Source organism: Paracoccus sp. S4493, assembly GCF_000967735.1.
Classification (GTDB): domain Bacteria; phylum Pseudomonadota; class Alphaproteobacteria; order Rhodobacterales; family Rhodobacteraceae; genus Paracoccus; species Paracoccus marcusii.
Genome location: NZ_JXYF01000176.1, coordinates 1 through 981, shown reverse-complemented (window position 1 = coordinate 981; position 981 = coordinate 1). Strand labels below are relative to the sequence as shown.

At 46.2% G+C, this 981-nt stretch carries 1 protein-coding gene; it reads left to right on the top strand.

Annotated features, from left to right (window positions below; genetic code table 11):
- The first annotated feature begins 619 nt into the window (after nt 1-619).
- Nucleotides 620-832, top strand: a complete 213-nt coding sequence (locus tag TW83_RS20055) for a cold-shock protein (RefSeq protein WP_084697617.1) — start codon at nt 620-622, stop codon at nt 830-832.
- Nucleotides 833-981: the final 149 nt, after the last annotated feature.

The window sequence follows — 981 nt, the reverse complement described above, 5'->3', positions numbered from 1 at the left end:
GCCGCGACGTCGCGCTTACGCACATTCTCGCTGTCAGCGACATTGCATACCATCGGGAAGAACATATTATGCCCGCATCTTTCAGCGGTAATGTCTAGCTCCGTAGCATTCCGCGCCAGACCGACAACACGAACGCCGTTCTCTATGAGCCTATAGGACAGTGCCCGACCCAAGCCGGCACTTGCCCCTGTAACAACGGCAAGATGAACTTGGGGGTCGTTTGGCAAGAATATCTCCTACATTTAACCGCGCAAAAATAGAAATCATATCACCCACAATTGCAGGTGTTACCGTTGATATGTTAGAAGACTTGAGTATGATGCCAGATATCAGCAAGTATTGCTGTGCAAGAGATGTGTAATTGTCCAGAAATTAGGTGTCTTTTCAATCTTTAGATGATATGTCAATGCAGAACGCAACTTATTGGCAATGTATAAGCCAAAAATAGCCTGGCGAAATTTTTGTTTTCATATGCCAATCTAGTTGAAAAGCCACCGAACGGGCAAATTAGGGTTCGCATAAATCGTAGCATTGCTCTGCTTTATGAACCTCGACAGTCCGCAGAGGACATGCCTTGCTGCACAGCCAAGCTTTGCATCACAAACTAACAGGAGGAAACATGGCAATCGGTACGGTAAAATGGTATAATGAGGCGAAAGGCTTTGGTTTTATTGCGCCTGATAATGGCAGCAAGGATGTTTTCGTTCATATCTCTGCCGTTGAGCGCGCAGGACTTGGAACGTTGACTGATGGCCAAAAGATCAATTTTGACGTCGAAACTGGCCGGGATAGACGCGAAAGCGCTGTGAACCTGTCACTTGCTAAATCATAGTCTCGTAAGAAGTTTGACTTTGGGGCGGCGTTCAACCCGTAAGCGTACAAGATGCGCCCGAGTTTGATAAATTCAGCAATAATGCGATTTTATAGGTCTGAATATCGTCATTGCTGACATTCAGATCCGTAGGCTCCAGACCCATTGAT